The organism is Pseudomonas sp. PLMAX, from assembly GCF_046042685.1.
GTDB classification, from domain to species: Bacteria; Pseudomonadota; Gammaproteobacteria; order Pseudomonadales; family Pseudomonadaceae; genus Aquipseudomonas; species Aquipseudomonas putida_AE.
Map to the genome: position 1 here is coordinate 1,751,632 of NZ_CP064949.1, position 24,844 is coordinate 1,776,475.

General features: G+C 60.1%; 26 protein-coding genes, 1 tRNA gene and 1 pseudogene. 10 read left to right on the forward strand and 18 right to left on the reverse strand.

Going from position 1 to position 24,844, the window contains the following annotated elements:
* Positions 1 to 11 precede the first annotated feature (11 nt).
* From DKB71_RS08050 to DKB71_RS08065, 4 genes are all read right to left on the reverse strand, one after another.
* The gene (locus tag DKB71_RS08050) at positions 12 to 1,844 is read right to left on the reverse strand and encodes an ABC transporter ATP-binding protein (protein WP_408600041.1); all 1,833 of its coding nucleotides are present in this window, start codon (positions 1,842 to 1,844) and stop codon (positions 12 to 14) included.
* Positions 1,845 to 1,937: 93 nt separating this feature from the next.
* A complete protein-coding gene (locus DKB71_RS08055; protein WP_008060092.1) occupies positions 1,938 to 2,495 on the reverse strand; it encodes a peptidylprolyl isomerase A in 558 nt (185 codons plus the stop codon).
* 3 nt (positions 2,496 to 2,498) lie between these two features.
* Positions 2,499 to 3,302 (reverse strand): alpha/beta fold hydrolase, encoded by an 804-nt coding sequence (locus DKB71_RS08060; protein ID WP_274073576.1) that lies wholly within the window; start codon positions 3,300 to 3,302, stop codon positions 2,499 to 2,501.
* 14 nt (positions 3,303 to 3,316) lie between these two features.
* Positions 3,317 to 4,240 (reverse strand): LysR family transcriptional regulator, encoded by a 924-nt coding sequence (locus tag DKB71_RS08065; RefSeq protein ID WP_110964427.1) that lies wholly within the window; start codon positions 4,238 to 4,240, stop codon positions 3,317 to 3,319.
* Between the two features lie 50 nt (positions 4,241 to 4,290).
* Here DKB71_RS08065 and DKB71_RS08070 point away from each other — a divergent pair, with 50 nt between their 5' ends.
* The 3 genes from DKB71_RS08070 (at position 4,291) to DKB71_RS08080 (ending at position 6,548) form a co-directional block, all read left to right on the forward strand.
* Positions 4,291 to 4,605, forward strand: coding sequence for a 3-phosphoglycerate kinase (locus DKB71_RS08070; protein WP_274073577.1), 315 nt, complete (start codon positions 4,291 to 4,293; stop codon positions 4,603 to 4,605).
* Between the two features lie 150 nt (positions 4,606 to 4,755).
* The gene (locus tag DKB71_RS08075; RefSeq protein WP_274073578.1) at positions 4,756 to 5,355 is read left to right on the forward strand and encodes an FMN-dependent NADH-azoreductase; all 600 of its coding nucleotides are present in this window, start codon (positions 4,756 to 4,758) and stop codon (positions 5,353 to 5,355) included.
* Between the two features lie 326 nt (positions 5,356 to 5,681).
* On the forward strand, positions 5,682 to 6,548 hold the full coding sequence (locus tag DKB71_RS08080) for a carboxylate/amino acid/amine transporter (RefSeq protein ID WP_274073579.1): 867 nt from the start codon (positions 5,682 to 5,684) through the stop codon (positions 6,546 to 6,548).
* Positions 6,549 to 6,622: 74 nt separating this feature from the next.
* On the opposite strand, the gene DKB71_RS08085 is transcribed toward DKB71_RS08080, so the two are convergent.
* Positions 6,623 to 6,698: transfer RNA gene (locus DKB71_RS08085), tRNA-Phe, on the reverse strand.
* 84 nt (positions 6,699 to 6,782) lie between these two features.
* Positions 6,783 to 8,081: a mechanosensitive ion channel family protein gene (locus DKB71_RS08090; protein ID WP_408600042.1), complete on the reverse strand. Its 1,299-nt coding sequence runs from the start codon at positions 8,079 to 8,081 to the stop codon at positions 6,783 to 6,785.
* Positions 8,082 to 8,274: 193 nt separating this feature from the next.
* Here DKB71_RS08090 and DKB71_RS08095 point away from each other — a divergent pair, with 193 nt between their 5' ends.
* Complete coding sequence (locus DKB71_RS08095; RefSeq protein ID WP_408600043.1) at positions 8,275 to 9,615, forward strand: DEAD/DEAH box helicase; 1,341 nt, start codon at positions 8,275 to 8,277, stop codon at positions 9,613 to 9,615.
* A gap of 97 nt (positions 9,616 to 9,712) precedes the next feature.
* Here DKB71_RS08095 and DKB71_RS08100 read toward each other — a convergent pair whose 3' ends face one another.
* Together DKB71_RS08100 and DKB71_RS08105 are read right to left on the reverse strand one after the other, a co-directional pair.
* The gene (locus DKB71_RS08100; protein ID WP_274073581.1) at positions 9,713 to 9,988 is read right to left on the reverse strand and encodes a hypothetical protein; all 276 of its coding nucleotides are present in this window, start codon (positions 9,986 to 9,988) and stop codon (positions 9,713 to 9,715) included.
* Between the two features lie 69 nt (positions 9,989 to 10,057).
* Entirely contained in the window at positions 10,058 to 10,792 is a 735-nt protein-coding gene (locus DKB71_RS08105; protein ID WP_274073582.1) for a thioredoxin family protein, read from the reverse strand.
* A gap of 176 nt (positions 10,793 to 10,968) precedes the next feature.
* Between DKB71_RS08105 and DKB71_RS08110 the strand changes: the two genes are divergently transcribed.
* Positions 10,969 to 11,358, forward strand: coding sequence for a transcriptional regulator (locus DKB71_RS08110; RefSeq protein WP_274073583.1), 390 nt, complete (start codon positions 10,969 to 10,971; stop codon positions 11,356 to 11,358).
* An 81-nt stretch (positions 11,359 to 11,439) separates the two neighbouring features.
* Here DKB71_RS08110 and DKB71_RS08115 read toward each other — a convergent pair whose 3' ends face one another.
* From DKB71_RS08115 to DKB71_RS08125, 3 genes are all read right to left on the reverse strand, one after another.
* Positions 11,440 to 12,309, reverse strand: coding sequence for a DUF6279 family lipoprotein (locus DKB71_RS08115; protein ID WP_408600044.1), 870 nt, complete (start codon positions 12,307 to 12,309; stop codon positions 11,440 to 11,442).
* 77 nt (positions 12,310 to 12,386) lie between these two features.
* Positions 12,387 to 13,109 carry a TorF family putative porin gene (locus tag DKB71_RS08120; protein ID WP_408600045.1) on the reverse strand — a complete coding sequence of 241 codons (723 nt, stop codon included), beginning with the start codon at positions 13,107 to 13,109 and terminating at the stop codon, positions 12,387 to 12,389.
* 206 nt (positions 13,110 to 13,315) lie between these two features.
* On the reverse strand, positions 13,316 to 13,504 hold the full coding sequence (locus DKB71_RS08125; protein ID WP_172668627.1) for a hypothetical protein: 189 nt from the start codon (positions 13,502 to 13,504) through the stop codon (positions 13,316 to 13,318).
* Positions 13,505 to 13,852: 348 nt separating this feature from the next.
* Here DKB71_RS08125 and DKB71_RS08130 point away from each other — a divergent pair, with 348 nt between their 5' ends.
* From DKB71_RS08130 to DKB71_RS08140, 3 genes are all read left to right on the forward strand, one after another.
* On the forward strand, positions 13,853 to 14,689 hold the full coding sequence (locus DKB71_RS08130) for a S1 RNA-binding domain-containing protein (protein ID WP_008060121.1): 837 nt from the start codon (positions 13,853 to 13,855) through the stop codon (positions 14,687 to 14,689).
* Positions 14,690 to 14,722: 33 nt separating this feature from the next.
* Positions 14,723 to 15,655, forward strand: a complete 933-nt coding sequence (locus tag DKB71_RS08135; protein WP_408600046.1) for a DMT family transporter — start codon at positions 14,723 to 14,725, stop codon at positions 15,653 to 15,655.
* A gap of 174 nt (positions 15,656 to 15,829) precedes the next feature.
* Entirely contained in the window at positions 15,830 to 15,958 is a 129-nt protein-coding gene (locus DKB71_RS08140; protein ID WP_007914492.1) for a PA1414 family protein, read from the forward strand.
* Between the two features lie 77 nt (positions 15,959 to 16,035).
* On the opposite strand, the pseudogene DKB71_RS08145 reads toward DKB71_RS08140, so the two are convergent.
* The 6 genes and pseudogenes from DKB71_RS08145 to speB form a co-directional block, all read right to left on the reverse strand.
* Positions 16,036 to 16,200: pseudogene (locus DKB71_RS08145) on the reverse strand (acyl carrier protein); the annotation flags it as partial.
* Complete coding sequence (locus DKB71_RS08150; RefSeq protein ID WP_408600047.1) at positions 16,197 to 16,922, reverse strand: MBL fold metallo-hydrolase; 726 nt, start codon at positions 16,920 to 16,922, stop codon at positions 16,197 to 16,199. The pseudogene DKB71_RS08145 and the gene DKB71_RS08150, both read right to left, overlap by 4 nt.
* 86 nt (positions 16,923 to 17,008) lie before the next feature.
* Entirely contained in the window at positions 17,009 to 18,388 is a 1,380-nt protein-coding gene (locus DKB71_RS08155) for a sodium:solute symporter (protein ID WP_408600048.1), read from the reverse strand.
* A 156-nt stretch (positions 18,389 to 18,544) separates the two neighbouring features.
* Positions 18,545 to 20,056, reverse strand: a complete 1,512-nt coding sequence (locus tag DKB71_RS08160; protein ID WP_274073589.1) for a cytosine permease — start codon at positions 20,054 to 20,056, stop codon at positions 18,545 to 18,547.
* 54 nt (positions 20,057 to 20,110) lie between these two features.
* Positions 20,111 to 20,533, reverse strand: a complete 423-nt coding sequence (locus tag DKB71_RS08165; protein WP_408600050.1) for a YybH family protein — start codon at positions 20,531 to 20,533, stop codon at positions 20,111 to 20,113.
* A gap of 9 nt (positions 20,534 to 20,542) precedes the next feature.
* On the reverse strand, positions 20,543 to 21,493 hold the full coding sequence (gene speB / locus DKB71_RS08170) for an agmatinase (protein ID WP_110752643.1): 951 nt from the start codon (positions 21,491 to 21,493) through the stop codon (positions 20,543 to 20,545).
* A gap of 347 nt (positions 21,494 to 21,840) precedes the next feature.
* Here speB and DKB71_RS08175 point away from each other — a divergent pair, with 347 nt between their 5' ends.
* Together DKB71_RS08175 and DKB71_RS08180 are read left to right on the forward strand one after the other, a co-directional pair.
* Complete coding sequence (locus DKB71_RS08175) at positions 21,841 to 22,734, forward strand: LysR family transcriptional regulator (RefSeq protein WP_323606787.1); 894 nt, start codon at positions 21,841 to 21,843, stop codon at positions 22,732 to 22,734.
* Between the two features lie 5 nt (positions 22,735 to 22,739).
* Complete coding sequence (locus DKB71_RS08180; RefSeq protein ID WP_408600051.1) at positions 22,740 to 23,336, forward strand: tRNA-uridine aminocarboxypropyltransferase; 597 nt, start codon at positions 22,740 to 22,742, stop codon at positions 23,334 to 23,336.
* A 134-nt stretch (positions 23,337 to 23,470) separates the two neighbouring features.
* On the opposite strand, the gene DKB71_RS08185 is transcribed toward DKB71_RS08180, so the two are convergent.
* Positions 23,471 to 24,835, reverse strand: a complete 1,365-nt coding sequence (locus tag DKB71_RS08185) for an HlyD family type I secretion periplasmic adaptor subunit (protein ID WP_274073591.1) — start codon at positions 24,833 to 24,835, stop codon at positions 23,471 to 23,473.
* Between the last annotated feature and the right edge of the window lie 9 nt (positions 24,836 to 24,844).

The following is a 24,844-nucleotide window of genomic DNA, read 5'->3' on the forward strand; positions in this document are numbered from 1 at the left end:
GGGTGCAGGGCCTAATCGATCCCGACAAAACCCCCAGTCTGGTGTTGCCACAACCGCGCATACAAACCGCCATGGGCCAGCAATTCTGCGTGGCTGCCGGTTTCGGCGATCCTGCCGTTTTCCAGCACCACCAGCCGGTCCATCCGGGCGATGGTCGAGAGCCGGTGGGCGATGGCGATCACGGTCTTGCCCTGCATCAGGGTTTCGAGGCTTTCCTGGATAGCCGCTTCGACTTCCGAGTCCAGTGCCGACGTGGCCTCGTCCATGATCAGGATCGGCGCATCCTTGAGCAATACGCGGGCGATGGCGATGCGTTGGCGCTGGCCGCCGGAAAGCTTCACCCCGCGTTCCCCGACATGGGCATCGAAACCGCTGCGGCCTTCGGCGTCCGAGAGAGTGGGAATGAAACCATCGGCCCGGGCCTTGTGCACCGCCTCCCAGAGTTCGGCGTCGGTGGCGTCGGGTTTGCCGTAAAGCAGGTTGTCGCGGATCGAACGATGCAGCAGGGACGTGTCCTGGGTGATCATGCCGATGCGTTCGCGCAGGCTTTCCTGGCTGACGTCGGCGATGTTCTGGCCGTCGATGAGGATGCGCCCGCCCTCGACGTCGTAGAGGCGCAGCAGCAGATTGACCAGGGTCGATTTGCCCGCGCCGGACGGACCGATCAGGCCGATCTTCTCGCCGGGTTTGATCGTCAGGTTGAGCCCGCCGATGATCCCGCTCCGCTTGCCGTAGTGGAAGTCCACGTTGTCGAAGCGTACTTCGCCACGGGCCACCGCCAGCGGTTTGGCCTGGTCACGGTCGGTGACGCTGACTGGCTGCGAGATGCTTTGCAAGCCGTCCTGGACCATGCCGATGTTTTCGAAGATGCCGGTGACCACCCACATGATCCAGCCGGACATGTTGACGATGCGGATCACCAGCCCGGTGGCCAGGGCAATGGCGCCCACGCTGATCAGCGACTGCGTCCACAGCCACAAGGCCAGGCCTGTGGTGCCGACGATCAACAGGCCGTTCATGCTGGTGATGACCACGTCCATGCTGGTGACGACACGGCCGGCCAGCTGGGCTTTTTCGGTTTGCTCCTTGATCGCTTCGCGGGCGTATTGCTGCTCGAAGTTGGTGTGGGCAAACAGCTTCAGGGTGGTGATGTTGGTGTAGCCGTCGACGATCCGCCCCATGAGTTTGGAGCGCGCATCGGAGGACACCACCGAACGTTCCTTGACCCGTGGCACGAAGTAATAAAGGGCGCTGATGAACGCGAAGATCCAGGTCAGCAGCGGGATCATCAGGCGCCAGTCGGCTTCGGCGAACAGCACCAGGGAGCTGATGGCGTAGATCAGCACATGCCACAGCGCGTCCACCGCCTGCACCGCTGAATCGCGCAGGGAGTTGCCGGTCTGCATGATGCGTTGGGCGATGCGCCCGGCGAAGTCGTTCTGGAAAAAATTCAGGCTCTGCTTGAGCACGTAGCTGTGGTTCTGCCAGCGGATCAGGCTGGTCATGCTGGGGCTGAGGGTCTGGTGCACCAGCAGGTCATGCAGGCCGACGAATACCGGGCGCAGCACCAGCGCCACCACTACCATCCAGGTCAGTTCGAGACCGTGTTCCTTGAAGAAGTCGACGTTTGGCGTGCCTTGGGCCAGGTCGATGATGCGGCTCAGGTAACTGAACAGCGCCACTTCGATCAATGCGCCGAACAGGCCGACGATCAGCAGGGCGGCGAAACTCGGCCAGACTTGCTTGAGGTAGTAGGTATAGAACGGCAGGACCCGATCTGGCGGGGCGGCTGTCGGGGCGTCGCGGAATACGTCGATCAGTTTTTCAAAGCGGCGATAAAGCATCGGTTATTCACCCGCGAACGGGCTCTCCTTCAACGGTTTGAGCGTTGCCGGCAGAAGCCGGCAACGGCTCGGACATCCATGTCCAGCTTGGTTTCAGTCGATGCGCTTGGCCGACTTGATGAACACCGGGTCTGCCGGCACATCCTTCATGCCGCTGCGCACGGTGGTAGGCGAATTGACGATGATGTCCACCACGTCCATGCCCTTGACCACTTTGCCGAATACCGCGTAACCGTCACCCTGGTCGAGGAAATCGTTGTCCTTGACGTTGATGAAGAACTGGCTGGTGGCCGAGTCAGGCACCGAGGTACGGGCCATGGACAGGGTGCCACGCACGTTGACCAGACCGTTCTTGTGCTCGTTCTTGATCGGCGCCTTGGTTTCTTTCTGCTGCATCTGTTGAGTGAACCCGCCGCCCTGGACCATGAAGCCCGGAATCACGCGGTGGAAAATCGTGTTGTTGTAGAAGCCGCTGTCCACATACTCAAGGAAGTTCTTGGTACTGATCGGGGCCTTGACCGGGTCCAGTTCGATTTCGATCTGGCCGTTGGTGGTGTCCAGCAGAACGTGCGGCGCCTTGGCAGGCGTTGCTGCCATCAGGTTGGCGGCAAACAGAACGGAGCCAGCGGCGAGGGCGATTTTTTTCAGCATGGGTCAGTGATCCTGAGGGGTGGTGTCGACTGCGGCGAGAAACTCCAGCAGCGTCTGGTTGAAGCGTTCGGGCTGGTCCAGCGGGGTGGCGTGACGCGAATCGGCGATCACTGCCAGCCGAGCATTGGGCAGCAGTCTTACGTAGTTTTCCTTCAGCGCGACCGGCGTGTAGTCACGGTCGGCGCTGACGATGAGGGTTGGACAGGTGACCTTCGACAGTCGTTCCTGAACCCCCCAGCCAACAATGGCATCGAAGCTGGCGAGATAAGCACGTTTGTCGTTTTTTGCCCAGCGATCGGCCATCTTTTGTCGCAATTGGGCCTGCTCCGGCTTGGGAAACAATTTGCCGCCCAGGGCTTCGCCGATGGTGCGCAGGCTGAGCGCACGCATCAGGCTCCAGCGCTTGAACCACTGCCAGTAATCGTCGCGGCTGCGCAGCTTGACCTCGGGTGCGCTATTGACGATGCACAGGCTCTTGAGCAATTGCGGCTGGTCCACCCCCAGTTGAAAGCCGATCATGCCGCCCATGGACAACCCTACGTAGTGGGCCGGCCCCAGGTTCAGGTGCTCGATAAGCGCCACCAGGTCGGCGCTGAACCCCGCGATGCTATAACGCTCGCGGGGTTTGTCGGAGCGCCCGTGGCCGCGCACGTCCGGCACGATCACCCGGTAGCGGGCGGCCAGCGCCGGGATCTGTTCTTCCCAGTCCAGGGTGCTGGAACCCAGGCCGTGGACCAGCAGCAACGGCGTGCCGTGCCCATATTCCTCATAGTGCAGGTTGCAACCTTCGTGTTCGAAATAGGCCATGCGTTACCTCCGTGTCAGGCTTGTTCTGGGGCGGCGAACGGTGCGTCCAGGGGGGCGGTGTCGAATGTGCGCAACAGCTCGATAAGAATCTGCGTCGCCGGGCCGAGCGGCTTGTCCTTGTTCGAATACAGGTAAAAACTCGGGTTACGGCTGCCGCCCTGGTCCAACGGTAGCAGCTTGAGCGTACCTTCCTTGAGTTCCCGTTCGATCATGTGCCTTGGCAACCAGGCAAATCCCAGGCCGCTGCCAACGAACGTGGCGGCGGTGGCCAGGCTACCGACGGTCCAGCGCTGTTCGGCACCGAGCCAGCCGACGTCCCGTGGCTGCTGGCGACCGGAGTCGCGGATGACCACTTGCAGCTGGCTTTCCAGATCCTGGAAATTCAGTTCGCGATTGAGCCGGTGCAGCGGATGTTCCGGATGGGCGACCGCGACGAACTCGACGTCGCTCAACTCCGCGCCCAGGTAACCGGGAATGCTGAAACCGCTGATGGCCAGGTCGGCCACGCCCTCGAGCAGCACCTCTTCGACACCCGACAGCACCTCTTCGCGCAGGCGCACGCGGCAGCCACGGCTTTGCGGCATGAACGCGGTCAGTGCGCGGACCAGGCGGGCGCTCGGGTAGGCGGCATCGACCACCAGGCGCACTTCGGCTTCCCAGCCTTGCTCCATGTGATGGGCCAGGTCTTCGAGCTGGCTGGCCTGTTTCACCAGTTGGCGGGAACGGCGCAACAACACGCCGCCAGCCTCGGTGAGCACCGCCTTGCGACCGTCGATGCGCAACAACGGCACGCCGAGTTGGTCCTGCATGCGCGCCACGGTGTAGCTGACCGACGATTGCGAGCGATGCAGCGCCTCGGCGGCCTGGGCGAAACCACCGTGGTCGACCACGGCCTGCAGCGTTCGCCATTGATCAAGGGTCACGCGGGGCGCTTTCATGATGGGCTCCTATTGTCCTAAGCTGCGCAGTTCTTATTGGAGACTGCTGAATGAAAAAAATCTGTTGTTTATTACTGGCAATGTTGCCGTTGACTGCGTTTGCTTATCCGATCGATGTACAGAAAGAGCTCAATGGACTGAAAATCGACTACACCACCTACGCCTCCGATTACGACATGGGTTCGATCACCGTGAACAACTACGGCGACACCGCTGCCGAATGCGCGGTGGTGTTTCGCAACGGTCCTGAATCGCCAAAGACCCGCAGGATCAATCTCGACGCCGGCAAAAGCGCCGATCTTTCCGCCAAGTTCAACCGCAAGATCATCAAGCTGTACATCACCATGACCTGCAAGCCGAAATGACCTTCAGCGGAGCAAGCCCATCGCTGATGCTCCGCTTATAAACGAAATTCTTGATCGGTTATAGCAGTTATTTGCGCTTTTTAATCGATATGACGCTGTTTAACCTTCACTCCATCGACCTACAGCATTCTCAGATGGAGGCTACAGCCCATGTCCCGCGTTCTGATCATCGAAAGCAGTGCCCGTCAGCAAGACTCGGTTTCCCGTCAACTGACCCAGACCTTCATCGCCCAGTGGCAAGCCGCGCATCCGAAGGACCAGATCACCGTTCGTGACCTGGCCGTCAACCCGGTGCCACATCTGGATATCAACCTGTTGGGCGGCTGGATGAAACCCGCCGATCAGCGCAGCGATATCGAGCAAGTATCCCTGGAACGCTCCAACCAGCTGACCGACGAGTTGCTCGCCGCCGACGTGCTGGTGATGGCCGCGCCGATGTACAACTTCGCCATTCCCAGCACGCTCAAGGCCTGGCTCGACCATGTGCTGCGTGCCGGCGTGACCTTCAAGTACACCGAAACCGGCCCGCAAGGCCTGCTCAGCGGCAAGCGCGCTTACGTACTGACCGCTCGCGGCGGGATCTACGCTGGCAGCACCGCGGATCACCAGGAACCCTACCTGCGCCAGGTCATGGGCTTCATCGGCATCCACGACGTGACGTTCATCCACGCCGAAGGCATGAACCTGGGCGGCGACTTCCAGGAGAAAGGCCTGAACCAGGCGAACGCCAAGCTTTCCCAAGTGGCCTGAGTCGTTAATCGCCAGATAATCACCGGATGGTCTAGTGACCTGGCGCGTTACCCTTCAAGCCTGCACGCGCATCGAACCTCCCTTTGCACTTGTTGCTCCTGAGTGCTCTGGCCCGATTGAACGCTTTAGCGAGATCGGGCTTTTTTTTGCCCAGGATTTTGTGGGAGCGGGCTTGCTCGCGAATGCGGTGTGTCATTCAGCATTTCAGTCGACTGACACACCTTATTCGCGAGCAAGCCCGCTCCCACAGGGTTTTTGTATCGTTTGACTGTTCGCGATCCCCGTCAAAAACCGCTATCTTCGCCGCCATTCAAAACGAGGCGAGCATGGGCTATCTACTTTTTGTCACGCTGATCCAGGCGTTTTCCTTCAGTCTGATCGGCGAATACCTGGCCGGTCATGTCGACAGTTACTTCGCGGTGCTGATACGCGTGCTGCTGGCGGGGCTGGTGTTCATCCCGCTGACCCGCTGGCGTTCGGTGGAACCGGCGTTCATGCGCGGCATGTTGCTGATCGGTGCATTGCAGTTTGGTGTGACCTACGTCTGCCTGTACCTGAGCTTTCGCGTGCTGACGGTGCCGGAAGTGCTGCTGTTCACCATCCTCACGCCTCTGCACGTGACCCTGATCGAAGACGCGTTGAACCGTCGTTTCAATCCTTGGGCCTTGATCGCGGCACTGGTGGCGGTGGGCGGCGCAGCGGTGATTCGCTATGACCGGATCAACCCGGACTTCTTCATGGGCTTCCTGCTGCTGCAACTGGCCAACTTCACCTACGCCGCCGGGCAGGTGCTCTACAAACACCTGGTGGCGCGCCATCCGAGTGACCTGCCGCATTACCGGCGCTTCGGTTATTTCTACCTGGGTGCATTGGCGGTGGCGTTGCCGGCGTTCCTGATGTTCGGCAAATCCAACTTCCTGCCCGAAGCACCACTGCAATGGGGCGTGCTGCTGTTCCTCGGCCTGGTCTCGACCGCGCTCGGGCTGTACTGGTGGAACAAGGGCGCGTGCCTGGTCAACGGCGGGACGCTGGCGGTGATGAACAACCTGCATGTGCCGGTGGGGCTGCTGATCAATCTGCTGATCTGGAATCAGCATGAAGAGCTGGGGCGGTTGTTGCTGGGGGGATCGGTAATCTTGATGGCGGTGTGGATCAGTCGGTTGGGCATTCGCCAATCCGCGGTCGCACACTGAAAAGCTGAGGGAGAGAGCCGGCGCTAAAAAAACAAAACCCCTGAGGCCATCAGGCATCAGGGGTTTGGAAATCATGGTGCCCAGAGACGGAATCGAACCGCCGACACGGGGATTTTCAATCCCCTGCTCTACCGACTGAGCTATCTGGGCCGCGGCGGCATTAAACGTTTTTACGGCTGAGGCGTCAAGCAAGAAATCACAAAAACCTAATGAATACCTAAGCTTACGACTAGATTACATGACGTGTTTTTCAGGTGTGGGGATGTGGCTCGCGCCCAACACCACCGGTAGCAGCCCGGCGCGCAGATCCGTTCCACTGGGCTGCTGATAAAGGCTCAAGCCAAATTCCGGCAACACCGCCAGCAGGTAATCGAAAATATCCCCCTGGATCCGCTCGTAATCGGCCCACGCGGTGGTGCGGGTAAAACAGTAGATCTCCAGTGGAATACCCTGGGCCGTGGTCTGCATCTGCCGGACCATGCAGGTCATGTTGGGCTGGATCTCCGGATGACTCTTCAGATACGCCAGTGCATAGGCGCGAAAAGTGCCGATATTGGTCATGCGGCGGCGGTTGGCTGACATCGCTGCGACATTGCCCTGGGCTTCGTTCCAGGCCTTGAGTTCGGCCTGCTTGCGGCTGATGTAGTCCGTGAGCAGATGAACCTGGGACAGCTTCAGCTCCTCGTCATCGCGGATGAACCGCACGCCACTGGCGTCGATGAACAGGCTGCGCTTGATCCGCCGGCCACCGGACTGCTGCATGCCGCGCCAGTTCTTGAAGGACTCGGACATCAGGCGCCAGGTCGGGATCGAGACAATGGTCTTGTCGAAATTCTGCACCTTGACCGTGTGCAGGGTGATGTCCACTACATCGCCGTCGGCACCGACCTGGGGCATCTCGATCCAGTCGCCGACCCGCAGCATGTCGTTGCTGGTCAGCTGCACGCTGGCGACGAACGACAGCAGGGTGTCCTTGTAGACCAACAGGATCACCGCCGACATCGCTCCCAGGCCCGACAGCAGCAACAGCGGCGAACGGTCGATCAAGGTGGCGACGATGATGATCGCGCCGAATACGTACAAGACCATTTTCGCCAGTTGCACGTAGCCCTTGATCGAGCGGGTGCGGGCGTGTTCAGTGCGGGCGTAGATGTCCAGCAGGGCATTCAGCAAGGCGGAGACGGACAAGAGCAGGAACAGGATGGTGAACGCCAGCGCCACGTTGCCGAGGAACAGCATCGCGGTTTTGCCCAGCTCCGGCACCAGGTGCAGGCCGAACTGGATCACCAGCGACGGAATTATCTGCGCCAGACGCTGGAACACCTTGTTGTGCCGCAAGTCGTTGATCCAGTGCAGCGCGGGCTGGCGGCCCAGTATTTTGCTGGCGTGCAGGATCAGGTAGCGCGCCACTCGTCCGAGGGCCAGCGCAATGAGCAACAACACCACGAGTGCCAGGCTGGCGTGCACGATCGGATGCTGGTCGAGGGCACCCCAGAGGTCTTGGGCATTGAGCCAGAGCTGTTTGATATCCATGGGCAAAAAACGATTCTTCTGTGGGACGCGATGGGCGATTAGAGCATTTAAGACGCTTTGTATTACCGTCGGTGACAATTCGAGCAACAAAAAAACCACTGTTTACCGCCATTTGTATAAAGAAACTCGGCCTGAGCGCTCGAAACCGGTACCCTATGCAGCTGTTTTTTTGCATTTCTTCGAGGTAGCACCCGTGTTTTCCGAATTCGCCTTGCACGAACGCCTGCTCAAAGCCGTGGCCGAGCTGAAATTTGTCGAGCCAACGCCTGTGCAAGCAGCGGCTATTCCGCTGGCGCTCCAAGGTCGTGACCTGCGGGTGACAGCGCAAACCGGTAGCGGCAAGACCGCTGCATTCGTTTTGCCGATCCTCAACCGCTTGATCGGCCCGGCCAAGATCCGCGTCAGCATCAAGACCCTGATCCTGCTGCCGACCCGCGAGCTGGCCCAGCAAACCCTGAAGGAAGTTGAACGCTTCGCGCAGTTCACCTTCATCAAGTCCGGCCTGATCACCGGCGGCGAAGACTTCAAGGTCCAGGCTGCCATGCTGCGCAAGGTGCCGGACATCCTGATCGGTACCCCGGGCCGGATGATCGAGCAACTGAATGCCGGCAACCTCGACCTCAAGGAAGTCGAAGTGCTGGTGCTCGATGAAGCCGACCGCATGCTCGACATGGGTTTCGCCGAAGACGTACAGCGCCTGATGGACGAGTGCACCAACCGCCAGCAGACCATGCTGTTCTCCGCCACCACGGGCGGTTCCGGCCTGCGCGAGATGATCGCCAAGGTCCTGAACAACCCTGAGCACCTGCAGCTCAACGCGGTCAGCCAGCTGAACGAAACCACCCGCCAGCAAATCATCACCGCTGACCACAACCAGCACAAAGAACAGATCGTCAACTGGCTGCTGGCCAACGAGACCTACCAGAAGGCCATCGTCTTCACCAACACCCGGGCCATGGCCGATCGCATCTACGGTCGCCTGGTGGCCCAGGAATACAAGGCGTTCGTGCTGCACGGCGAGAAAGACCAGAAGGATCGCAAACTGGCGATCGACCGTCTGAAGCAGGGCGGGGTAAAAATCCTGGTCGCTACCGACGTCGCCGCTCGCGGCCTGGACGTGGACGGCCTGGATCTGGTGATCAACTTCGACATGCCGCGCAGTGGCGACGAATACGTGCACCGCATTGGCCGTACCGGTCGTGCCGGCAACGATGGCCTGGCCATCTCGCTGATCTGCCACGGCGACTGGAACCTGATGTCGAGCATCGAGCGCTACCTCAAGCAAAGCTTCGAGCGCCGCACCATCAAGGAAGTCAAAGGCACCTACGGCGGGCCGAAAAAGGTCAAGGCCTCCGGCAAGGCCGTTGGCGTGAAGAAGAAAAAGACCGACGCCAAGGGCGACAAGAAAAAAGTCGCCGCCAAGACCCCGACCAAACGCAAGAGCGTCAACCGCCCGAAGAGCGACTCTCTGGTGAGCAAGGACGGCATGGCCCCGCTCAAGCGCCGCAAGCCGGAAGCGCCGGCTGCTGAATAAGGCCCCGTAAAAATCAAAAGATCGCAGCCTGCGGCAGCTCCTACACTGGACCACCTGTAGGAGCTGCCGAAGGCTGCGATCTTTTGATCTTGTCTTTTTAGCTCTCGGCTTTCTTCTCTGCCGTCCCGAGCTCCTTCAATCGCTGATCGATCAACTGGCACTTGTCCGGCAAATCCTTGGAGGCCGTTCCAAGGTCCATCTTCTGCAGCTCGTCGTTGATTTCCTTGGCCTTGGCCGGGTTCTGTTCGGTGAGCCTGGTGACTTCCTTGGCCAGCTGCTCGCGCTTGAGGGTGGCCTCCTCGGGAGTGCAGGCCCAGACGGGCAGGGCGCAGGCGAGGGTGGTGGCGAGGGTGAGTTTCAGCAGGATCTTCATCTGTCGGGCCTCAGTTCCGGTTAAGGCGGGTTAACCGGTTGAGGGCTGGAACAGGGAAAAAGTTCACCCTCATCCGCCATGGCAGCAGCTCTTGGGCGCCTGATCCTCATACCGGTCATGGTGCCGCACCCAATCCATGATTTCGTCTTCATTGCGCCCCTTGGGCGTCAGGTCCAGGTAGTTGTAGGTACCGACCAGCAGATCCAGGCCCCGTGCATACGTCGAGTAAGTGTGGAAAATCTCGCCGGCCTCATTGCGATAAAACACGCTGAGACCGGGAAGTTCTTCTTCGCTGCCATCGGTTTTTTCGTAGTTGTAGGTGGCCTTGCCGGCGGCGACGTCTTCGGGGCGAGCCGTCACACCGAAGTCATAATTGAAATCGCAGCCTTCGGACGACACCCAGTCGAATGTCCAGCCCATGCGCCGTTTGAACGCCTGGAACTCGGCGAACGGTGCATGGGACACCGCCACCACCGCGACGTCGTGGTGCGCCAGGTGCTGGTTGGCGCCGTCGATGTGGTCGGACAGGAACGAGCAACCCGGGCAGCCCTCATCCCAGCCTTCAGCGAACATGAAATGGTAAATGACCAACTGGCTGCGGCCACCAAACAGGTCGGCGAGTTTCAGTTCGCCGTCGGGACCCTGGAAGTGGTAGTCCTTGTCGATTTTTACCCAAGGCAGGGCGCGGCGCTCGGCGCTGAGTCTGTCGCGTTCCCTGGTGAAGGCCTTTTCGTGGGCCAGATGTTGCTTGCGGGCGGCGAGCCAGTCTTCCCGGGACACGACCGGGTGATTCTGAATGTTCATCGGGCTTTCTCCTGCGTGAGGCGGGGAGGTGACTTACACAGCCTAGTCGTTTGACTTGCCGGTAATTCGACATGCCGCCGGTCGGTAGCGCTAAAAAGGTGGGCTGAACGGCTACCCCGCACTCGTGTCACAACCTATGAAGGCCCTCTCTCACGGGTACCGGAGGTTGAAACGGGATGACGACTTATAACTGGGATTTGATTGAACGCTTGCTGCACGAAGTCCAGAACGGTGCGAGCAGCTTCACGCCACGGCCCTACGCCGAGCAGTACGCCGCAGAGAAAGCATCGGAAGGCGAGCAGACGGAAAACCTGGATCACTTGAAGGCAGTTGCCGGCGAGTACGAAAAGCTGCTGCTGGAGCGAGGTTATATCGAACCTCGGCCGGAAGAGCAGGGTGGCACCGGTTCGAATTACATTCTGACGATCCGGGGTTCGAGGTTGTTGAGCCTGATCGACAGCAGTATTCCGGGCAATGACCATCCGCGGCAGGTTCTCGATGATCAGGAAGATGCACTGGACGAGCTGACGTTCGATGAAGTGGCTTCGAAGGCGCAGATTGCCTGAATAAAAAGATCGCAGCCTGCGGCAGCTACATGGATCGAGTGATTCTGTAGGAGCTGCCGCAGGCTGCGATCTTTTGATCTTTCAACCCTGCTTAGCCGCTTTCAGGCACTTCAAATCACTGAAATCCTTCCTCACGCCCTCGATTTTCGTCAGCAAGCGTTGACGTTGTTGCGGCGTACTTTCCGCCATCAAATCCACAAACAGCGCCCGCGCCTGGGCTTCGGTCTTGGCAAAAGCCTCGCGGTAAGCCGGTGTCCACAAGCTCTCGCGATTGACCAGAAGCGTCTCGATCCGCTGTGGGAATTGTGCGGTATGGCGCTGCGCCACGGCGGCACTGAATTGTTTCTGCCAGTGGATGCGGTTGGCGATCCATTGCGTATTCTGGTCGCCCAAGGCATTCGACCAGGCCATGACCCGCTGGTGTTGAGAGGCGTTGAGCGGTCCGAGCCATTCATTCAGGCGTTTTTCCATGCGCGCGCCACGCTGCTTGATCTGCTGCTCCAGCGACGGTTTGAGGTATTGCTCCTGGCGCTTGCGCTGGTCCTTGGCGAAGGCCTCGTTCATTTCCGCGACCTGATTGTCATCCAGGCCCTGCAGCAATTCGATGGCCGATGGTGTGATTTCCCGGGCCGTCTCGGCAATCGCCGCTTCGGCTTCCGCGGTGCGCGCCTGCAGCGCGGCATCGGTCACCTTATTGGTCTCGATCATTGACTGCAAGCGGTCCAGCCAGTCGAGATACCCCGGCATTTGCGTGGTGCAATGCCAATCCAGGTGTTCCTTCAGGCGTTCGCTCAGCCAGTTCTTTTGCTCACCGTTCATGTCCAGGTAGTCGCTAAGCGTCCAGGGAATGATCACGTCGAGGTTGCGATAGGCCAGGCCCATACGGCTGCACGCGCCGAGGGCAAGGGTGAACATGAGCACAAAGGCGATGTTTTTGATCCAGCAAGACATGGGCGAATCCTTGCGAAAGCCTGGCTTCTGCAACTGTTTTTCATCTGAACGCAGAATCAACCCGGCAGTTCAGCCCGTCAGTAGAACGCGTGTTCGGCCTTGAGGGTGAGAAGCGCGTCGCACTGGCTATTTTGCCCGGTATAAGCTGAACAATAGCTGCCGCTGAGGCTGGAGTCGCTGTAGATCAGGTCGAGGTCGATGCCCATGAACGGCCGGGACAGTTTCACCGACCAGTCGGTGAAGCTGCCGACGTAACCGCCGTCCACCGCGACCGGCGTGTTCAGCTGATGGGTGGTGTATTTCATGCTCACCCCGATGCCGAACGGCTGGTTGCCCCGCAGGTCGGCAAACAGGGTGCTGTTCTGTTTGTCCGGGTCGTTGCTCAAGGCTGCGCCGAAACGGCTGCCCAGCAGGGTCAGGCCACCGAACACTTCCTGGCTGTCGAGGGTGTCGACTTCGGGATAGCTGTAATGGATGACGCCCACTTCGTAGCCAAGGACCTGGTCGAAGGGTTGCTTGAAGCCGGCGTAAGAGTCGATCTCGAGGTTTTTTCCCGGGCTGATGCCCATGCTCGGCGACCATTGGCCAAAGTAGAAGCCGCTGTCATGGGTCAGGTCCAGGCCGCCATGAAACGAGCCGACGGCCGATGGCTTGACGAGGCCCTGGGCCATGCTGCGGCTGGGGCTGGTTCCGAGCTTGAGGTCGAAATCCCCCAGCTCGCGCTGAAAGATTTGCCCATGCACCGCCGGACACGCCAGCAGGCCGGCAAGCAGCAAGGATAAACAAGAAGGTATGCGCATGCGTCACTCCATGAACAGCGAGCGCAAGCTTGGGCCTGCTGAAACGCTTGATCCAGACGCGTGCAAGGATACCGACGAATGACAGGCAGCGTGGCCCGTTCGTCGATTTCTACAAGATTGGAGGTTTTGCAGCGGGGGTGTAGCAGGGTTCCAGTCCAAGCGCTTCGAAGCTCAAAGCGCTTAGGGACCAGGTGCAGCGCAGGGTATTACTTCTTGCCGAGCGTGATCTGCTTGGACGGGCCGAATGTCTGGCCGCTGACACCTTTGGCAATTTGCTGGATTTCACCACCGGATTTGAGAAACGCAGCGATCTGGCTGTTGATCGACTCGCTGGTTTCGACGGCTGGAGCTGGCTTTGCTTTGCTGTTGGATGCTTTTACACGCATGGCGGCCATTAACCTGTAGAAAATTAACTTGGCCAGGCATCGTACAGGATTGACTGCCTATTTGCTTGGTAAATATCCGCTGGAGGACATTGGGCGGTGGTGCGACAAAATGCAAGTTGTTATTTGCGATATTGCCCTAAGCCGCTGTTTTAAATAAGAACCTGGCTTGGAAAACAGCGTCCCGTCCAGCGTGGGCGGCAGGGAAACTGACGGATCAGTCAGACGAGCGGCCGATCAGTGAGTGCAAAACCGAGAAAAATTAAGGCTTTGCGGGGAATTTCTGGCTCCACCGGGCTGACCGCCGAACCTGACCGCTAAAACCGGGTAGAATGGCGCCACGCAATGAGGGTATTGGACATGGCTTTAGTCGGGCGTTACAACAGTTTGCAAGTAGTTAAACACACTAACTTCGGTTTATATCTGGACGGTGGCGCGGATGGCGAAATCCTGTTGCCGAATCGTTATATTCCCAAGGATATTCCCAGCGAAGACGAAGACTGGCTCAACGTTTTTGTTTATCTGGATAGCGATGACAAACTTATCGCAACTACTGAAAAGCCGAAAGTTCAAGTCGGTGAATTCGCCAGCTTAAAAGTTGTTGAAGTCAACAGCATTGGCGTGTTCCTGGATTGGGGGCTGCCCAAAGACCTGTTGTTGCCGTATTCGGAAGAAAAGCGCCAGATGCAGGCCGGTGAATACGCCGTGGTGCATGTATACCTCGACAAGCACACCCGCCGCATAACCGCGACGGCGCGTCTGGACCGGTACCTGGACAAGACGCCCGCCAACTACACCCCGGGGCAGGAAGTTGACCTGCTGGTGGCCGAAGCGACCGACATGGGCTTCAAGGCGATCATCAACAACAAGCACTGGGGCCTGATTCACAAGAACGAAATCTTCAAGTTCATGCGCGCCGGCAAAGAAGAGAAGGGCTTCATCAAGGAAGTTCGCAGTGACGGCAAGATCAGCCTGAGCCTGCAACCGGTGGGCGTCGAAGCGGCCAGCAGCCTGAACTCGAAGATCCTCGCCAAGTTGCGCGAGAACAACGGTAGCCTGGCCGTCAGCGACAAGAGCGATCCGACCCTGATCAGCAGCATGTTCGGCGTCAGCAAGGGCAACTTCAAGAAGGCCATTGGTGCGTTGTACAAGAACGGCCAGATTGTCATTCATGCCGATCGTATTGAACTGAGCTGAACGTCCCATGTTCCGTGTTGCCGAGGTAGAACGGTGAGCGCCACCCGGCGCAGCGCCGATGGATTTGCCCTGCAAGTGATGGTGGGCTTGTGCCTGGTCTGGGGTATTCAGCAGGTGATGATCAAATGGGCGGCGCCCGATATTGCGCCGGTCATGCAGGCAGCCGGACGTTCGGGCCTGTCCGCGCTGCTTGTGGGGTTGTTGATCTGCTGGAAGGGCGGCTGGGATCAGGTGGGCGCCACCTGGCGCGGCGGGCTGTTGGCCGGGGCCCTGTTTGGCCTGGAGTTCCTGTTCATTTCCGAAGGCCTGCAGCTGACCACGGCGGCGCACATGTCGGTGTTCCTCTATACCGCACCGATTTTCACCGCGCTGGGCGTGCACTGGTTGTTGCCCAGCGAGCGTTTGCGCCCCGTGCAATGGCTGGGCATTTTCCTCGCCTTCGTCGGGATCGGCATTGCCTTTGCCGGTGGAGTGTCCTGGGATAACCTCGATCGCCGCATGTTGCTCGGCGATGCGCTGGGCGTCCTGGCAGGAGCTTGCTGGGGGGCGACCACCGTGGTGGTGCGTGCATCGCGCCTGTCTGAGGCGCCGGTGACCCTGACCCTGTTTTACCAACTGATCGTCGGTTTCGTCGGCCTGTTGCTGATTGCGCTGCTGAGTGGCCAGATCACCCACGTCAGCCTGACCCGCGTGGCGGTGGCCAGCGTGCTGTTCCAGGGCGTCGTGGTGTCGTTCTTCAGCTACCTGGTCTGGTTCTGGCTGCTGCGTCGTTACCTGGCGGCCAACCTGGCGGTGTTTTCCTTCATGACGCCCTTGTTCGGCGTGACGTTCGGGGTTGTCCTGCTGGGGGAGGCGCTGAGCCTCAATTTCGTCATCGGTGCCGTGCTGGTGCTGCTGGGGATCACCTTTGTCAGCGCCGAACAGTGGGTGCGTCGCCGTTTGCGCAGGGCGCTCGGGCAGTCTTGAGTATGCCGGTCGTCATCTGCAACGCGCCTGGCTGAACGCTTGTCGTCGGATTGTGATCCATTCAGTAACAGATCGTTGCTATGTTTGGCGAGCATTGCTCGGCACTTCGGACTATTATCAGTGCGAAGCGACTACAGAATTCCGGTCGCCCGGCACTACCCTGAAGGGGGCATCATGAAAGAGAAAATCCAAAACTGGCTGCACGACCTGGGTGTTGCGCTCGGTTTGATTGAACCGCCTCTGCAACCTGTGCCTATTCGTACCGACGACGAACAACGCCGTCGCCAGCAGCGTCGCCGGTAAACGCGACGCCGTTTTGCAGCAGCAGCCAAAGGCTGCTGCTCGATAAGCAATGAGTGCTTCCAGGGAGATCGGCCAGGTCAACGCCGTCCGATCTCCATCAAGAACCGGCTCAAGTCGTTCGCCGTCCTGGCGGTCTTGAGCATCCGGTCTTCCTCGACGGTGAACGCCGTCAAGCCGAGTTCGTCTTCCAGATGGAAGATCAGCTCTTCGATATCCGCTTTGTCCAACCCCAACGACTTCAGGCGTGCGAGCGTTGCCACTGGTCAATCATGTGGCGCAGGTGCTCCCCGGAAAAACTGCCGAAATGCCCGCCATGCACCGTACGGATCGGCAGGGCGCGCAGGCGCTGTAGACTGTGTGCGTAGTCGTCCAGGTTGGAGTGGTAGGCGTCTTCGATCAACGGCCCGTCGTAGATGATGTCGCCGCTGAACAGGGTCTCGGTGGCCGCTTCGTACAGGCTGATGCCGCCCGGCGAGTGCCCCGGCGTGTGCAGCACTTGCAGCACCCGGTTGCCCAGGTCCAGTACATCGCCTTCCTCGATGGTCCCGGTGGCCGGTGCGGCCTTGACCCGATATTCGGCGTAGCACAATGGGCAATCGGGGTGCGCTTCGAACATGTCGTCGCCGACGAAAGCCTTGCTCAAGTCATTTTCGCCGTCCGGTGCGGCCAGGATGTCCGCCTCCGCTGGATGCACCAGGCGCTCGGCGAATTCGTGGTGCCCGGCAATGTGGTCGAAATGGCAGTGACTGGCCACCGCCACCAGCGGCCGCTCGGTGATCCACGGCAGTTGTTCGCGCAGGCTGACCAGTCCCGAGCCGCTGTCGAGCAGCAGGTCTTTGTCGCGGCCTTGGATGTGCCAGAGGTTGCAGCGATAGAAGGGGCGAATCCAGGGTTCATGAATCAGGCGGATGCCGTCACTGAGCTGTTTGACTTCGAACCACTGATCGCGGCTGACGATCTTCATGGGGCAGTTTCCTTCAGGCGAAAAAAAACGAGTGTGGCAACCGACGCCACACTCGTCGAAGAAAGCATCAAGTCGTTATGTTCAGCTTAGGCGGCGCTGGCCAGTGTCATCGGGCGACGAGACAGCAGGCTGACCACCACGAAGCTCACCAGGCTGACACCGAGGCTGTAGTAGATCGGCGTGTTGGCATCCATTCCGTCCTTGAACATGAAGACCAGGGCGGTGACAAAACCCAATGCCATGGCGGTGATTGCACCCGCCGTGGTGGCGCGTTTCCAGAAGATTGCACCCATTAGCGGGACCAGCATGCCACCTACCAGCAGGTTATAGGCCAGGGTCAGGGCGCTGATGACGTCATTCACAACCAGAGCGATACCCAGCACGACAACCCCGGTCAACAGGGTGAACAGGCGGTTGATGGTGACGTTCGACTGTTTGCCACCACGCAGTTTTGGCAGCAGGTCTTCGGTCAGAGTGGTGGACGCGGCCAGCAGGCCGGCGCTGGCGGTGGACATCATGGCTGCCAGGGCCGCAGCAATCACCAGGCCACGGATGCCGTCTGGCAGCGAGACTTTGACGATAGCGGCAAAGGCGTTGTTGACGTTATCCAGGTCCGGGATCAGAACGTGGGCGGCCATACCGATCAGTGCGCACACCAGGCCGTAGATGATGCAGTAGATACCGGCCGAAGTGCCGGCATACTTCGCCACTTTTTCGCTGCGAGCGGTGAACACCCGTTGCCAGATGTCCTGGCCGATCAGGATGCCGAAGAAGTAGATCATGAAGTAAGTGATGATGGTGTCCCAGCCAATGCTGGTGAAGCTGAAGCTGGCGGCCGGCAGTTGTGCGACCAGTTGATCCCAGCCACCGACACGGTACAGGCAGATCGGCAGCAGCAGGAACATCAGGCCGACGGTCTGGATGCCGAACTGGACGATGTCGGTCAGGGTCAGCGACCACATGCCGCCAATGGTCGAGTAGATCACGACGATGCCGCCACCCAGGAGCACGGAGATCCAGAAGGGCAGGTCGAACAACACCTGCAGCACCGTGCCGATGGCCAGGATCGAAGTCACGCCGATCATCAGGGCGTAGGCCAGCATGATGGTCGCGCTGGCGGTACGGGCCATTGGGTTATAGCGTTTCTCCAGCACCTGGGTGACGGTGAACACTTTGAGTTTCAGCAAAGGTTTGGCAAGGAACAGGTTCAGCGCGACGATCCCGCAACCCAGTGCAGCGCAGAGCCAGAAGCCAGAGATGCCATGCACGTAGCCCAGACGCACGGTGCCCACGGTGGACGCACCGCCCAGGACGGTGGCGGCCATGGTGCCCATATACAGGCTCGGGCCGAGGTTACGACCGGCAACCAGGTAGTCTTCGTGGGTCTTGGCCTTGCGCATGCCGTAATAGCCGAGTATCAGCATCGCAGCGGCGTAGATGAGTACGACGAATAAATCCAAAGCCATGATGGCGTGTCTCCGATTGTCTTTTTTATGTGAGGCTGAAAATCAATCCCATGTGGGAGCGGGTTTGCTCGCGAAGGCGGCGGCACATTCAAAATTAATGTGACTGACCGATCGCTTTCGCGAGCAAGCCCGCTCCCACAGGGGTAATGCGTTTACTCAGGCGACCTGTCGCATCGCCGGTTTAACGAGCGGGTCCGTGCTCTTGCTGCGTGGATCATTCGGGCCGAACACCGCGCGGGGTTCCGGGAACAGGCTCAGCAGCGCCAGGTACACCAGCGAAGCCAGGCCCAGGGTGACCGGCAGGCTGACGTCGATACCGCCGGCCAATTCGCCCAGTGGTCCGACGAACTGCCCCGGCAGGTTCACGAAGCACAAGCCGACGGCCGCGCTCGGGATCCAGGCACCCAGGCCACGCCAGTTCCAGCCGTGGGTGAACCAGTAGCGGCCACCTTTCTCGCCGCGGGTGAACACTTGCAGGTCATCCGGGCAGTAGAAGCCGCGACGCACCAGCAGGCCGATGATCATGATCACCATCCATGGGGTGGTGCAGGTGATGATCAGCACGGCGAAGGTCGACACGCTTTGCACCAGGTTCGCCGCGAAGCGTCCGATGAAGATGAAGGCAATCGACATCACCCCGATCAGCAACGTCGCCTTGACCCGCGACAGCACCCGTGGAAACACGCTGGACATGTCCAGCCCGGTGCCATAGAGCGAGGTGGTGCCGGTGGACATGCCGCCGATCACCGCAATCAGGCACACCGGCAGGAAGAACCAGCTCGGTGAAACCGCCAGCAGGCCGCCGACATAGTTGTTGGCCGCGATGTAGTCCGGTGCCTTGATCGCTACGATGGTGGCGGTGGTCAGGCCAAACAGGAACGGGATGAAGGTCGCGATCTGCGAGATCACCACAGCGGCCATGATCCGGCGCTTGGAGGTTTCACGCGGAATGTAGCGCGACCAGTCGCCGAGGAACGCACCGAAGGAGATCGGGTTACTCATGGCCACCAGCGCAGCGCCGATGAAGGCCGCCCAGAAACCCGGTTGCCCCATGTTCACAGTGCCGGCGTAGTTCGCATCGAAAGGCCCTGCAAACGCGAAGACGCCCAGCAGGAACAGCAGGCTGGCGCTCCACACCGCGATCTTGTTGACCCACAGCAGGAAACGGAAGCCGTAGATGCACACGGTCAGCACCAGGATCGCGAACAGACCGTAGGCCAGGCCCAGGGTCAAGTCGGTTTCCGGCAGGCCGATCAGGCGTTTGGCGCCACCGATCAGCGCATCCCCCGAACTCCACACCGAGAGCGAGAAGAAGGCGATGGCGGTCAACAGCGACAGGAACGAACCGACGATCCGCCCGTGCACGCCGAAGTGCGCACCGGAAGACACGGCGTTGTTGGTGCCGTTGATCGGACCGAACAGGCCCATCGGCGCGAGGATCAGCGAACCCAGCAACACGCCCAGCACGATCGCCAGCACGCCCGCCTGGAAAGACAGGCCGAACAGTACCGGGAAGCTGCCGAGCACGGCGGTGGCAAAGGTGTTGGAACCCCCGAAGATCATCCGGAACAGGTCCGTGGGGCCGGCGGTGCGTTCGTTGTCCGGGATCTGTTCGACCCCGTGGGTTTCAATCTGCGTAAGGCTTTGGTCGTTGTTGTTGTTATTCATGATCTGCTCCGATCATAAAGGCGCGCTCATCGTGTGTGAGCGTCACCTGTTTGGCTAAGGGGTTGGCAGCCCTTCCGGCATCGCGGACAAATGTTCGTGGCAGGCCAGCCATAGGCCTTGTTGTTCTTGGCCAGACGCTTGTTTCTTGAAAACAATCGTCTCGCGCTCCTGGCTGAAGTGTTGCTCCCCTTGCATGCGCAACTCGGTGGCCACGTCATGGATGAAAATCGCCGCGTCACCCTGCAGGCTGACGAAGGCGTTGCTCGAGGTGCACGAAAGCACCTCGAAGCCGTCCTCGGCACGCCAGCTGTCCCACAACGCCTGGTAGGCATCGCGCGACAGCAGCGGCTGTTCGAGGGTGTAGAAGACGAAGCTGGCGTCGGCACTGAACGCGCCGAAGTAGGCTTCGCGATCGTTACGGGCGAAGGCGGACACCAGGTCGGCGGCCGCTTTCAAGACCTGATCACGTTGGTTCATGACCGATCCTCAGCGATGGACCACGCCAGGCAGTACGCAGAGCATTTCGTACAGCAGGTTGGCGGCCAGCAGCGAGGTGTTACCGGTGGTGTCGTAAGCGGGCGAGACTTCTACCAGATCGCAACCGATCAGGTCCAGGCCTTGGCAGCCGCGAACGATCTCGATGGCCTGAATGGTCGTCAGACCACCGATTTCCGGGGTGCCAGTACCCGGTGCCCAGGCCGGATCGATACCGTCGATGTCGAAGCTCAGGTACACCGGACCGCCGCCGACCTTCTCGCGTACTTCGGCCATCAATGGCGCCAGGGATTTGTGCCAGCACTCTTCGGCCTGGACCACACGGAAGCCCTGGTTGCGGCTCCAGTTGAAGTCGTCAGCGGTGTAGCCCTGGGCGCGCAGGCCGATCTGGACCACACGGTCCGGGTCGATCAGGCCTTCTTCGACGGCGCGACGGAAGGTGGTGCCGTGGGCGATTTTCTCGCCGAACATGTGATCGTTGACATCGGCGTGGGCGTCGATGTGCACCAGGCCGACCTTGCCGTGCTTTTTATGGATGGCACGCAGGATCGGCAGGGTGATGGTGTGGTCGCCGCCCAGGGTCAGCGGGATCACATCGTGTTCGAGGATGTTGTCGTAGGATTCTTCGATGATCCGCACGGCATCCAGCAGGTTGAAGGTGTTGATCGCCACGTCGCCGATATCGGCAACCGACAGCGAGTCGAACGGTGCAGCGCCAGTGGCCATGTTGTACGGGCGGATCATCACCGATTCGGCGCGGATTTCGCGAGGTCCGAAACGAGTGCCAGGGCGCAGGGAGGTACCGATGTCCAGCGGCACGCCGACAAAAGCAGCGTCCAGACCTGCAGCGGTCGGTACATGGGGGAGTCGCATCATGGTGGCGATGCCGCCGAAGCGCGGCATTTCGTTGCCGCCCAGTGGTTGGTGAAGAATCTTGTCCACGGGTAGGGCCTCATCGTCGTTGTTTTATTTATTGGGTTTCGCCGTTCACGGAAGGCACGGGCGAACCTTGTGGCGGCGATTCTGCGAAATGTAGTGGCCGGGAAGAATCGCTACGGGCAAATACTTAGTTCAGATTTTTCTAAACTAATGGCGGGAGCGGCGATAGACTTCCCGGCTTGAGAGATGTGTTGTCTGGGCGGGCTGATCGCCAGCAAGCCGGCTCCTACAGATTTGCGTTACGTCAGACCTGATCGCTGAACCTGTAGGAGCCGGCTTGCTGGCGATCGGTTGCGCAGCAACCGCCCATCCGACAACGCGGACTCACCTGAACAGGTTACGGAGCCCCCATGGCCAACGCTTTACCCGACCTCAAACTATTGCGCATTTTCGTCAGCGTGGTGCGTCATCAGGGCTTCGCCAACGCCCAGCAAGAGCTCAACCTCTCGACGTCGGCCATCAGTACCTACATGAGCCAGCTCGAAGCCGCCCTGGGCCTGGTCCTGTGCCATCGCGGCCGCGGCGGGTTCAGCCTGACCAGCAAGGGTGAACTGTTTCATCAGGAAACCCTGCGCCTGTTAGCCGAGCTTGAAGGTTTCGAACAATATGCCGCCGCGCTCAAGGGCGAATTGCGTGGCACGCTGAACCTGGGGGTGATCGACTCCACGGTCAGCGACAAGGCCCTGCCGTTCGCCGAAGCCATCGGCGCCTACAGCCAGGAGCACCCGGCGGTGCACTTGCACCTGTCGGTGATGAGCCCCTATGAACTGCAATTGGGTGTGCAGGACAACCGCCTGGACCTGGCCATCGGCGCGTTTTCCACGCGCATGAGCGGCCTGGTGTACATGCCGCTGTACCGCGAACAGCACTGGTTGTATTGCAGCACCCGGCATCCGCTGTTCAATGAACGGCGCATCCCCGAGCAAGTCATCACCCAGCAACGCATGGTCGGTCGCGGCTACTGGAGCCAGGCCGAACTGGCCCGTCATGGTTTCAAGCACAGCGCCGCAACCGTGGAGAGTATGGAGGCGCAGCTGATTCTGGTGCTGTCCGGCGCCTACATCGGTTACCTGCCGGAACACTACGCCCAGGCCTGGGCCGACAAGGGCGACCTGCGCGTGCTGCTGCCGGCCACCTTCGGTTACCAGGCGCCGTTCTCGATGATCGTGCGCCGGGGCCGCAGCCGCGAGCCGCTGATCCAGACCTTTCGCGACCTGCTCAAAGCACAACTCAACCAGGCGTGAAGAAGATGCCGAGAATTCAATGTCCCCGCTGCCTGCGCCCGCAAAGCCATTGCCTGTGCCCGCTGATCCCCAGCCTCGACAGCCGCACCCGGGTGTTGCTGTTGCAACACCCCAGCGAAGTGAACCATGCCCTGAACACCGCGCGGTTGGCGGCGCTTGGGTTGAACAATGCCGAGTTGATCGTCGGTGAGGTGTTCGAGGATCTACCGACGTTGTTGAACCAGCCGGGCTATCGGGCGCGGTTGCTGTTTCCCGGGGACGACGCGCAGCCGATGCAGGCCTGTGCCGCCGGCGATGAGCCGCTGTTGCTGGTGGTACCGGATGGCACCTGGCGCAAGGCGCGCAAGATGCTGCATCTGAATCCGTTGCTGGCAGCGTTGCCGAGGGTGACGCTGGCGGAGGGCGGGGTGTCCCGTTATCGCTTGCGCAAGGCACCGGGGCCTGGGGCGTTGTCGACGGTGGAGGCGATTGTGCAGGCGCTGGAAACCCTGGAAGCGCCAACCCGCTTTGCGCCGTTGCTCAGACCATTTGAAGCGTTGATCGAGGGGCAGATTGCGGCGATGGGGGAGGAGGTTTTTCAGCGTAATCATGGCGACAGATGATGTTGTATGTGCCGGCCTCTTCGCGAGCAAGCCCGCTCCCACATTTGACCGTATTTTTCCTGGAGGAACTCGGTCGAATGTGGGAGCGGGCTTGCTCGCGAAGGCGGCAGATCATCACCACAACTTTCGAATAACTACCGCTCGCGCATCGCCTCGGTCCGCGCTTTCAACACCGGTTTCAGCAGATAATCCAACACCGTCTTCTCCCCGGTAATGATATCCACCGTCGCCACCATCCCCGGAATGATCAGCAACGGTTTCACATCCCCACCCAAGTGGTTTTTGTCGGTGCGCACCTGGATCAGGTAGAAACTGTTGCCCTTGTCGTCGGTGATGGTGTCGGCGCCGATCAGCTCCAGCTTGGCACTCAAGCCGCCATAGATGGTGTAGTCATAGGCACTGAACTTGACCATGGCTTTCTGGCCCGGATGCAGGAACGCCACGTCCTGTGGCCGGACTTTGGCCTCGATCAGCAGGTTGTCTTCCAGCGGCACGATTTCCACCATGTCACTGCCCGGCTGGACCACGCCGCCGATGGTGTTTACCTTCAGCATCTTGATGATGCCCTTGACCGGCGAGAGCACCGTGGTACGGGTCACGCGGTCGTCGATGGCGATGCTCGAGGCTGTGATTTTCGACAGGTCGGTGCGTTTCTCGTTCAGCTCTTTGGCCGCCTCCGAGCGGAATGTCTGTTCGGATTCATCAATCTTGCTCCTGATCTCGGCAATCGCCGATTCCGCCCGGGGAATGGCCAGGGTGGTGGCGTTCAGCGAACCACGGATTTCCACCGCGCTGCGCTTGAGCCGCAGGATCTCCACCGGCGACACGGCGCCGGTCTTGACCAGGGGCTCGGACATGGCCATTTCCTGGTTGACCAGCGCCAGGCTGGAGCCGTATTGCCCGGCTTTGGAGCGAAATTCCGCCAGTTCCTGGGTTTTTTGCCGCAGTTGTTCGGTCAGCGTGCGTTGTTCGCTGGCCAGTCGACGTTGCCGCTGTTCGTACAGCGAGCGTTCGTCTTCGGCCACTTGCGGCGCCTTGGCAATCACTTCTTCCGACAGCTTGAAGGGTCGGCCTTCGGCTTCGGCCGACAGGCGTTCGACCTGCGCGGTCAGTGCGTAGCGATCGACCTCGCTTTCGCCCTTGTTCGACAGGTAGCGCGTGTCATCCAGGCGCAGCAAGGTGTCGCCCTTGTTCACCATCTGCCCTTCACGCACGAAGATCTCGGTGACGATGCCACCCTCGAGGTTCTGGATCACCTGGACCTTGCTCGACGGAATCGCCTTGCCTTCGCCCATGGTGACTTCCTGCAGCACCGCGAACCTGGCCCAGGCCAACGCGCTGATCAGCAACGCGGCGGCCAGCCACACGGTAATCCGCGACCAGCGTGGGGAATCCTGCAACGCGGCGCCGGCCGTTTCCGGCATGAACTCGGCTTCGGCACTCTTGCTGAAGCTGTCGAAGTAGCCACGTGCTTTCGAAGAATCCGATGAAGCGGACATAGGCAACTC

Coding starts and splice junctions, on each gene's coding strand:
- DKB71_RS08050 (WP_408600041.1), bottom strand. CDS start 1,844: ATGCTTTATCGCCGCTTTGAAAAACTGATCGACGTATTCCGCGACGCC.
- DKB71_RS08055 (WP_008060092.1), bottom strand. CDS start 2,495: ATGCTGAAAAAAATCGCCCTCGCCGCTGGCTCCGTTCTGTTTGCCGCC.
- DKB71_RS08060 (WP_274073576.1), bottom strand. CDS start 3,302: ATGGCCTATTTCGAACACGAAGGTTGCAACCTGCACTATGAGGAATAT.
- DKB71_RS08065 (WP_110964427.1), bottom strand. CDS start 4,240: ATGAAAGCGCCCCGCGTGACCCTTGATCAATGGCGAACGCTGCAGGCC.
- DKB71_RS08070 (WP_274073577.1), top strand. CDS start 4,291: ATGAAAAAAATCTGTTGTTTATTACTGGCAATGTTGCCGTTGACTGCG.
- DKB71_RS08075 (WP_274073578.1), top strand. CDS start 4,756: ATGTCCCGCGTTCTGATCATCGAAAGCAGTGCCCGTCAGCAAGACTCG.
- DKB71_RS08080 (WP_274073579.1), top strand. CDS start 5,682: ATGGGCTATCTACTTTTTGTCACGCTGATCCAGGCGTTTTCCTTCAGT.
- DKB71_RS08090 (WP_408600042.1), bottom strand. CDS start 8,081: ATGGATATCAAACAGCTCTGGCTCAATGCCCAAGACCTCTGGGGTGCC.
- DKB71_RS08100 (WP_274073581.1), bottom strand. CDS start 9,988: ATGAAGATCCTGCTGAAACTCACCCTCGCCACCACCCTCGCCTGCGCC.
- DKB71_RS08105 (WP_274073582.1), bottom strand. CDS start 10,792: ATGAACATTCAGAATCACCCGGTCGTGTCCCGGGAAGACTGGCTCGCC.
- DKB71_RS08110 (WP_274073583.1), top strand. CDS start 10,969: ATGACGACTTATAACTGGGATTTGATTGAACGCTTGCTGCACGAAGTC.
- DKB71_RS08115 (WP_408600044.1), bottom strand. CDS start 12,309: ATGTCTTGCTGGATCAAAAACATCGCCTTTGTGCTCATGTTCACCCTT.
- DKB71_RS08120 (WP_408600045.1), bottom strand. CDS start 13,109: ATGCGCATACCTTCTTGTTTATCCTTGCTGCTTGCCGGCCTGCTGGCG.
- DKB71_RS08125 (WP_172668627.1), bottom strand. CDS start 13,504: ATGGCCGCCATGCGTGTAAAAGCATCCAACAGCAAAGCAAAGCCAGCT.
- DKB71_RS08130 (WP_008060121.1), top strand. CDS start 13,853: ATGGCTTTAGTCGGGCGTTACAACAGTTTGCAAGTAGTTAAACACACT.
- DKB71_RS08140 (WP_007914492.1), top strand. CDS start 15,830: ATGAAAGAGAAAATCCAAAACTGGCTGCACGACCTGGGTGTTGCGCTC.
- DKB71_RS08150 (WP_408600047.1), bottom strand. CDS start 16,922: ATGAAGATCGTCAGCCGCGATCAGTGGTTCGAAGTCAAACAGCTCAGT.
- DKB71_RS08155 (WP_408600048.1), bottom strand. CDS start 18,388: ATGGCTTTGGATTTATTCGTCGTACTCATCTACGCCGCTGCGATGCTG.
- DKB71_RS08160 (WP_274073589.1), bottom strand. CDS start 20,056: ATGAATAACAACAACAACGACCAAAGCCTTACGCAGATTGAAACCCAC.
- DKB71_RS08165 (WP_408600050.1), bottom strand. CDS start 20,533: ATGAACCAACGTGATCAGGTCTTGAAAGCGGCCGCCGACCTGGTGTCC.
- DKB71_RS08175 (WP_323606787.1), top strand. CDS start 21,841: ATGGCCAACGCTTTACCCGACCTCAAACTATTGCGCATTTTCGTCAGC.
- DKB71_RS08180 (WP_408600051.1), top strand. CDS start 22,740: ATGCCGAGAATTCAATGTCCCCGCTGCCTGCGCCCGCAAAGCCATTGC.
- DKB71_RS08185 (WP_274073591.1), bottom strand. CDS start 24,835: ATGTCCGCTTCATCGGATTCTTCGAAAGCACGTGGCTACTTCGACAGC.